This is a genomic window from Candidatus Polarisedimenticolia bacterium, from assembly GCA_036001465.1.
GTDB lineage: Bacteria > Acidobacteriota > Polarisedimenticolia > Gp22-AA2 > Gp22-AA2 > Gp22-AA3.
Genome location: DASYUH010000111.1, coordinates 1 through 9,024 on the forward strand (window position 1 = coordinate 1; position 9,024 = coordinate 9,024).

The window sequence follows — 9,024 nt, forward strand, 5'->3', positions numbered from 1 at the left end:
GACCCGCCGAGCCCCGTGGGCGGCGTGAACGGCGGCGGCGCGCTGATCAACGACCTCGACCTGGAGCTCGAATCGCCGGGACCGGACGGCCTGATCGGAACCCCCGGAGACAACGTCGTGTACGACGGCAACGTCTACATCAGCGGCGGGGCCTTCCCGGTCGGGCAGTGGGCGCAGTCCCGCCCGGCGGCCCAGGCGGCGGTGCACGACATCAAGAACACCATCGAGGCCGTGCATCTTTCGACGTTCCTCGACCCGGACATGGCGAACAACGGCAACCAGCTCGTGACCGGCACCTGGAAGGTGCGGGTGAAGCGGGGCGGCGGCGGCGCCACGGCCGGCCAGATCACCATGATCAACGGCGCCAACGAGGACACGAACCTCAGCGGCCGCCGGGATTCCACCGAGCTCGACACGGACGGCGACGGTCTGCTCGACGCGGGCGGCCAGCCATTCGCCCTGGTGATCGCCGGGCCGGTGATGGCCGCCGGCCAGTCGCAGACCTGGAACGGGACCTCGCACGCCCTGGCGTCGTCCACCGCGCGCCTGAACAAGTTCCAGTATTCCTGCTCCGACTCCCTCGTCGCGACGGTTCTGGACACGGGCACCGCGACAACGGGCTCGGTCAGCGCCGACTCGCTCTTCCAGGTGGTGAACGCGGCGGGAGCGGTCCTGGACGAGGAGAAGGGGGTCGCCTTCACCAGCGCGGGCGGCGGGACCTTCGTTTCGGCGTCCCTGCCGGTGCGGCTGGGATCGCCGGCGGTGAAGTACAACGGAGTCCTCGAGGGGGACAATGGGCAGACGCTCGTTCTGACCTACACCGACTCGCCGCGCAATGCGGAGTCGCGCGCCCGGTTCCAGTGCACGCCCAACGTCATCGGAGGCGCGATCGATGTCAACGGGAAGGCCAACCCGGCGGCGTTCATCGGCGGCGGGTGCGACGGTGACCAGTTCCTCGATGCCAACGAGCGCCTGTCCTACTCGATCGCCATGCAGAACTTCGAGCGAGCCGACGACCTGAACGACGTCGTGGTGTCCCTCACGCCGGTCGGGGCGGGGGCGGCGGCCATTCGCGTCCTCGACTCCCCGAAGTCGCTCGGCCGGATCCCCGGCGGCCAGAGGACCGGCATCACCTTCTCGATCTTCGTGGACGGCGCGGCGGCGAACGCCCTGACGGTCGCCAACCGCAAGGTGGACCTGGTCATGCAGCTCGACGGCAAGGCGCGGGGCGTGCGGCTGTCGCGCACCACATTTACCTTCAGCCACGTGATCAACGCCGACCCCGAGGCGCTGCACTACTCGACCGACTTCCCGGCGGGCGGCCGCGAAGTGCGCGACTACAACCGCAACCTCCAGATCGACAAGGCCGACGCGATCGATCCGTTCAAGGGCGTGTTCTTCCCCGATGAAGACATCACCTTCTCGAGCATGTTCGTCGTGGGCACGTCGAACAGCAAGGTCGCCAACACCCTGGGAGAGGACCTGAACGACAACGGCACCCTCGACCCGGGCGAGGACGTGATTCCGAACGGCCGGCTGGACCGCGGGATTCTGGCGTTCGCTTCCGGCCCGTCCGCCGGCGACAAGGTTCCCTGGAACTTCGACTCGGGAGACGGCGGCTGGTTCCCGCTGCGCAACAGCTTCAGCAAGCCGGGCGGCATCAGCGCCAACCCGGTCTGGGAGTATAAGGGGGGCGGCGTCTGCTCGGGCGGGCCGACCCCGGGGAAGCAGTGCTTCGCCACCGCGGACTGCGGCACGGGCGGAGCCTGCGCGTTCCACACCGGCATCTGCGGCTTCCAGACGGCGCGCAACGAGAGCCCAGTGGGCGCGGCATGGTTCCAGAACGGCGGCGCCGGCATGTGGCACACCGGCGACGGCGACCCGGCCACGCCGAACGCCAACGCCAATGCCTGCGAGAACTATCCTTATCCCAACGATCCGACGACCCCCAACTTCCAGGAAATCTACTTCGACGTCCTGACCTCGCCGATCATCGCGAAGGTGCACCAGGTTCCCGACGCGCGCCTCTTCCCGTACACCGTGGAGTTCCAGCGGATGGGGTTCAACATGAACATCCAGACGCACGACTACGCGGGGGGCAGCATCGACCTGGATAACGACATCGACAGCGACGCCAGGAATTGCCTGCTGTGCATGTACCTTTACCCGCGCTTCCCGGACCCCTATTCGATCGCGGTGTTCCAGCAGTACTCCAACGGGATCGATCCGAAGAGCTCGGTGTTTCAGCATACCTTTGGCCTCCTGGATGACCCGGACGGGTCGTTCGCCGCGAACCGCGTGATCAACGGCGACGAGAAGGGTTTCACCGGGTTTACCCAGGATTCGAACCCGAACAGCTCGAGCCCGATCCCGTTCGGCCTGCCCGACGTCACGCCGTTCCCGCGGCACACCGCGTCCGGGGCTCCCGGCGTGTGCACCGGCGGCAGCGCTCCGGGGACCCAGTGCTCGTCCGTGGCCCCGGCCTGCCCCGGCGGCGGGACGTGCACGCTGGAGGTGAACACGGTGGCCGGTCCGGAGCGCAACTTCGACATGAGCCTCCTGGACTACGAAGACGGCCTCATCACCATGAGCCTCGGCCCGGGCCAGAACGAGCCGCAGGGCGCGTTCTCTCCGGGAGAGGCCAAGAACCGCTGGCAGCTCGGTCTCGGCTTCTACGCCCAGGAGAATGGCTCCAACGTCACCGACTACGGCGTCGGCTTCGATGACCCGGTCCTGGAATGGGACGAGGTGCATCCGGTGGACGAGAGCGCCTTCGTGCCGGCGCATGCGGCGGCCTGCAGCCGTTTCGGCGGCGCCGGCCAGCCGGGCGGCCAGCCCTGCGCCACGCTCGTGGTCGACCGCCTCAATGTGTACGAGTGCAACGAGACGATCGAGATCACCGTCAACGATCCGCGCCGCTCCGCGCAGCCGAGCGTCACGGTGTTCGGCGTCACCGACTCGGACAACATCACGGTGCCGACCGGCGTCGTGCAGGCCCTGCACCCGCGCAAGTCGTTCTCCATTCCGGCCGTGGCCGGACAGCCCGGGCTGTTCCGCGGCAACGTCGTCATCGGGACGCTGTTCGACAACCCGAGCGTTCTCGTGGCGGGCGTCGGCGACTCGAACATGACGTTCTACTACCTCGACCCCGAGTGCGACGGCGACGGCGACAATGCGGTGGGCGAGAACTCGTTCAGCAACCTGGACAACGACGGGATTCCGGCGCCGCCCGACAACTGCCCGTTCGACTACAACCCGCCGGTCGGCGGAGTCCAGCTGGACGGCGACGCCGACGGCGTCGGGAACCTGTGCGACAACTGCCCCGGCGTGGCCAATTCGAGCCAGCTCGATTCGGACGCCGACGGCGTGGGGGACACCTGCGACTTCGACGACATCGACTTCGACGGGCGGGTCAACGGCGTCGACAACTGCCCCGACGTCTACAACCCGGTGCAGGTGCCGGCGAGCACCGCCGGCACGACGAAAGGCGAGGCCTGCTTCGGCACGGGCGACCGGGACGGTGACGGCGTGCAGGATCGTCTGGACAAATGCGTGCGCACCGCCAACCCGTCACAGACCGATTCCGACGGCGACGGCATAGGCGATGCCTGCGACGGCGACTGCGCCAATCCGCGCCCGCAGACCCTGACGCTCGGATCGTGCGAGCTGGTCAACGAGACCGCGTGCTCCGCGACCATCCCGTGCCCGAATGTCGGTTTCTGCAGCAACGCCCCGACGAAACCGTGCTACGTCAACCAGGACTGCGGCGGCGGAGGGACGACCTGCGGGAACTTCGTGCCGGATACCTGCCACAGGACGGGGCTCGTCAACGACGGCGCGTGCGGCACGATCGAGGACGACGCCGACGGGGACAGCATCACGGACAGCATCGACAACTGTCCCGGCATCCCCAATCCGGCGATCATTCCCGGGAGCACGCACCAGCTCGACACCGACCAGGACGGCCGCGGGGACGTGTGCGACCCGCCGCAGACCGTGGACGACGACAACAACGGGATCCCGGACGACGCGATCACGTTCAACTCGACCATGTCGTGCAAGAAACTGCTCCTTCCGCAGATCCTCATCCTGGGAAAAACCGTCCATGACCTGAACGGCGACCACGATGGCTTTGCGGACAGCGGCGAGATCGTGCGGATGTCGGTGGTCGTGAAGAACAACAGCGCCATCCCCCTGACGGGCGTGAACCTGATCCTGGGCACGTCCGACAGCGACATCGGCTGCCTCACCAAGAGCACGATCTTGATCCCGTCGATACAGCCCAATGAGGCCGTCGATACCCTGAGGGCGGACATCAACACGCCTGCGGGGGCCGGCGAGTTCGAGTTCATCATTCCCGCGTCCGTCAACTCCACGAGCGGGCCCGACCCGGTCAAGGGGGATTTCTTCGTGACGCTGTCGAGCAACGAGGTGACGGGCACCGCAATCAATGTGCCCCTCCAGCTCGGCCTCGACCTCGATCTGCCTACCGGCGCCGTCCCGCCGAAGGTCGTCGGTCCGGACGGCCTCCCCGGCACGACCGATGACGGCACCATCGCGGAGAATTTCGACAGGGACAGAAACGGCGACGGCCTGTTCAGCCTCGACAGCCGGTGCCAGGTCCTGCCGACGGCGACCGATCCGAACCCGACGCACTGCGCGCAGAACACGCCGGGCGTCCTGAACGACACGATCGGCGTCTGGGTCTCGACCGCCCCCGGCGGCATCAACGTCATTTCCGCCGTCGGCTGCGCCGGGTTCAACATTCCACCCGCCGATCCGGGGTGCATCATCGACCCGGACAACGACATGGACTGGCACATCCACTGCCCGCCGGGCTCGACGGCGACCTGCCCGAACTCGGCGCCGCACCAGACCCCGGTCAACGACGGCCTGGCCTATGACGGCAGCAACTCGCTGCACTGGGGCTACCACCTGGATCTGAACAACCGGATCTTGGACACCACGCGCTTCCGGCAGCTGGCGGCGTTCATGACCAACCCGATCAACCTGACGCGTCAGCCCGGCATAGGCGACATGGAGCTGTCGTTCTACCACATCGCCTCGATGATGGACAACAACTCCTACAACCTGCCTCCGGGACAGGCGAACGACTTCGGCGACGTGCACATCCAGATCGATCTGAACGGAGATCCGAACGTCGACACGTGGGGCCTCTGGGACAAGCTCGCGGCGTTCGAGAACGTCTACGATCACATCGCCTACATCTGGTCCGCCTTCGGGACGTCGCCGACGTACTGCAACTTGACGCCGACCGACACCGGCACGGCGCCGCCGGCGCCGCGCGGAGTCCACGAGACGATGTGCTACCCGGCGGGCATCTGGTCGCATTGCGGCAACGCGCGCGACACGACCACAACGTGGCAGTGCGAGAACGGCGTCACCGGGTCGGTCGCCCCCTCGACCGGCGCCCTCTGGGTGCAGAGCAGGTTCAACCTCAGCAACTACCTCGGCCAGAGGGTCCGTATCCGCTGGATCGCCTCGGCCTGGGAATTCGACTGCTGCAGCTCGTCCTACGACGAAGTCGGCACCTGGGTCGGCACGACGGATGACGAGGGCTGGTACGTGGATAACATCGCCATCACCGGTGCCATTCAGCGCCAGAACTCGAACCTGCCGGACACCAAACCGGCGGCCGGCGGCCTCTGCCCGACCAAGGCGTGCGACAACACCTTGGGGGACAGCGGCTACAACGTCGCCCTGACGACGGCGCAGGCGGTCGAGGACGGCGTGACGGTGACCGGCGAAAAGGTCACCTTCTCGGCCACCGGCACGACCAACCCGGGCGGCTGCGTCGGCGGCGGCACGCAGTTCCGCTTCTTCAAGGACAACGTCGTCGTCCAGGACTGGTCCTCGGTGGCGACGTTCGCCGACAATCCATCGGCGGACGCGGTCTACCGGGTGCAGGCGCGCTGCAGCGTCGATCTCACGTGCACGAGCAGCGCCACCGCCACGGCCTCGAACAGCAACGCCCTCCAGGTGTTCACCGGCGACGGCAACGACATCTTCCTGTCGCTGTCGCACAGCCTCGCGACCGGCGTGACGACCGTGGCCTGGCCGTCGCGCGTCCAGACACCCGCGGTGTCCGGCTTCGAGGCCTACCGCGGCGCGCAGGCGGACGATGGCCTGTCCACCACGGCGGGGACGCCCGACAACTCCCTGGGGTCCCTCACGACGATGTCCTGCTTCCTGGCCAACGGCGCCCCGGGCACGAACGTGCAGATCACCACTTCGTTGCAGCCCGCGGCGAACTCGATGCTGTACTTCCTGGTCGGGCACAATCCGCTCACGCCGGGCGCGCAGGCGGCGCTCGGCAGGCGCGGCGACGGGACGCTGAGGCCTCTGGCCCCGGTCTGCCCGTAGGCCCGGCCGGAGAGGGGTCCGCCGATCCGGGTGGCTCCCTTCGCTGAAGAATGGGGGGGCTCCGCAAGGAGCCTCCCCTTTTTCTTGCGAGCCCTGCTAAAGTCCGGGACATGACCTGGCGATACACGGGCGTGGCCCTGACGATTTTCAGTCTGGGCTCCTGCGTCGACGCGCCGCGCCGGGACCCCCAGCCCCCCCCGGCCGGCGGGGAGCTCACGACCGCAGGCTATGCCGCCCCGGACTCCTGCGGCGGCTGCCACCGCGACATCGCCTCGAGCTACCGCTCGGTGGCCATGGCGCAATCCCTTCGCCGGGCGGGCCCGGAGGACGCGGTCCAGGGGGACGCCCGCGCCAACCGCATCGAGCACCCGCCCTCGGGATACGTCTACGAGATGCGGAACGAGGGGGGGCGCTTCATCCAGAGGCGCTCCGAGCGCGACGAGCGGGGTCGCCCGGTCCGCGTCTTCGACCGGGAGGCCACCTTCGTCGTGGGGTCGGGGCGCCATGCCCGCTCCTACCTCCACCTGAGCCCGACCGGTGAGATGACCGAGCTGCCGGTCTCCTGGTACGCCCGCGACCGAGGCTGGGGGATGAGCCCGGGATTCGACCGGGCGGACCAGCCGGACTTCTTCCGCCCGGTCCCGTACGCCTGTCTGTTCTGCCACAACGGCTATCCGGCCTTGCCGCGGGGGACGGACTCGCCGATCGCCCCGCAGCTCTACCCGCGGGACCTGCCGGCCGGGATCGATTGCCAGCGCTGTCACGGCCCGGGGCAGCGGCACGTCGATCTGGCGCGTGACCGCGCCGCCCCGTTTACCGAAGTGAGGCGGAGCATCGTCAATCCGGCACGGCTCCCTCCGGACCGCCAGATGGACATCTGCATGCAGTGCCATCTCGAGACCACGAGCAGCGCCGGCTGGAACGGGCTCGTGGTCTTCGGGCGGGGGGTCTTCTCGTTCCGGCCGGGAGAGGATCTGGCAGGCTACCAGTGGCACTTCGATCACCCGGCTTCCGCCGGGCGCGCCGACAAGTTCGAGATCGCCCATCAGGCGTACAGGCTGCGCCAGTCGGCCTGCTTCAAGGCCAGCGCCGGCCGGATGACCTGCACCACCTGCCACGATCCGCATCGACGTCCGGAGCGGCCGGCGGAGCACTATGCGTCGAAATGCCTGGGCTGCCACCACCTGGAGGAATGCGGGCCGGCGCGAAGCGCGGCGCATGGCGCGGACCGTGGCGAGGGCGGGAGGCCGCGAGGGACGCCGGATTGCGTCTCCTGCCACATGCCGCCCCGCCGGACCGACGACGTGGTGCACGTGGTCATGACCGATCACCTCATCCGCCGCCACCATCCGCCGGCTCAGGACCGGCTTGCGCCGCGCCGGGAAGCGGCCGAGGCCTACAGAGGGCCGATCGTGTTCTATCGGCCCGAGGAGATCCCGGACGGGCCGACCGGCAATCTCGCCCTCGGGGTCGCGAGCCTCCTCGACGGAGTGGATGTCGCCCGTGGCCTCCCCCTCCTTGAGAAGGCGGTCGCGGCGACCGACCCGGCGCAGCCGGAGCCACATTTTCAGCTCGGTCTGACCCTGCAGTCGCGCGGCCGGCTCGATGCGGCGCGCGCGAGCCTCGAGCGCGCAGCCGACGTGGCGCCGGGAAACGCCCGCATCCTGCTCGCCCTGGGCGATCTCCTGGCGGCGATGGGGCGGCGCGACGAGGCGCTCCGGCGCTACGATCAGGCGGTGGCCGCCTGGCCGGCCGGGGCGCAGGCGCACGCCAACGCCGGCGGCCTGCTGGCCCTGGCCGGGCGCCTCGACGAGGCCCTGGCCCGCCTCGACAAGGCGGTGGCGCTTCAGGCGGACAGCGCCACGGCGCACGCCAGCCGCGGGGCGGTCCTCCTGAGGCTGGGGCGGCGGGACGAAGCGGAGAAGGATCTCCTCGAGGCCCTGCGGATCGATCCCCGGGAACCCGCGGCCGCCTCCAACCTGGCGAAGGCGCTCCTGGCACGGGGTGACGAGGCCGGCGCCCTCCGGTCGCTGCGTGACGGAGTCGCAAAGAACCGGGCGAACGCCGGCCTTTTGTCCCGCCTGGCGTTCCTCCTCGCGACCGCCGGCGATCCCCGCATCCGGAACGGCCGGGAGGCGCTCGGCCTGGCCCGGCGCGCCGTCGAGGCGACCGCTCGAAAGGATCCGCGCGCCCTCGATGCCCTGGCGGCCGCTCTGGCGGAGACCGGGCGGTCCGCGGAAGCGGCGGCCCTCGCGGAGGAGGCGGGTCGACTCGCGGCGGCGACGGGAGAGAACGATCTGGCGGCCGCCATCGCGAGGCGGCGTCGCGACTACCTGGCCGGGCGGCCGTTCAGAGGAGCGGGCACGGAAGACTAGCATGGTGGTGCGAAGCTTGTAGGTCTTCTGGTGGTCCGCGGAGCGGACCGATCGAATCTCACTGGCTTCGTTGGGAGCAAAAGTGGCGACGTCCGCGTCGGGGTTCGGGAGTCAGTTGGCGTGAATGAGTCGGTGACGGGTGTTGGAGGGGAGCACGGGGGTGAGCCAGTCTCGTCGGTAGAGGTCGCGCCATGCCCTGGGGAGGGTCTCCCGGGCCGGGAACAGGCGCCGGGCCAGGGTGCGGGGCCAGCTCCAGGGCTCGGTG

At 69.1% G+C, this 9,024-nt stretch carries 2 protein-coding genes; both read left to right on the forward strand.

Annotation, left to right across the window (positions count from 1 at the left end; all coding sequences use genetic code 11):
- Positions 1-24: 24 nt before the first annotated feature.
- Positions 25-6,384 carry a thrombospondin type 3 repeat-containing protein gene (locus tag VGV60_18600; GenBank protein HEV8703287.1) on the forward strand — a complete coding sequence of 2,120 codons (6,360 nt, stop codon included), beginning with the start codon at positions 25-27 and terminating at the stop codon, positions 6,382-6,384.
- Between the two features lie 131 nt (positions 6,385-6,515).
- Complete coding sequence (locus VGV60_18605) at positions 6,516-8,759, forward strand: tetratricopeptide repeat protein (GenBank protein ID HEV8703288.1); 2,244 nt, start codon at positions 6,516-6,518, stop codon at positions 8,757-8,759.
- The last annotated feature ends 265 nt before the right edge of the window (positions 8,760-9,024 follow it).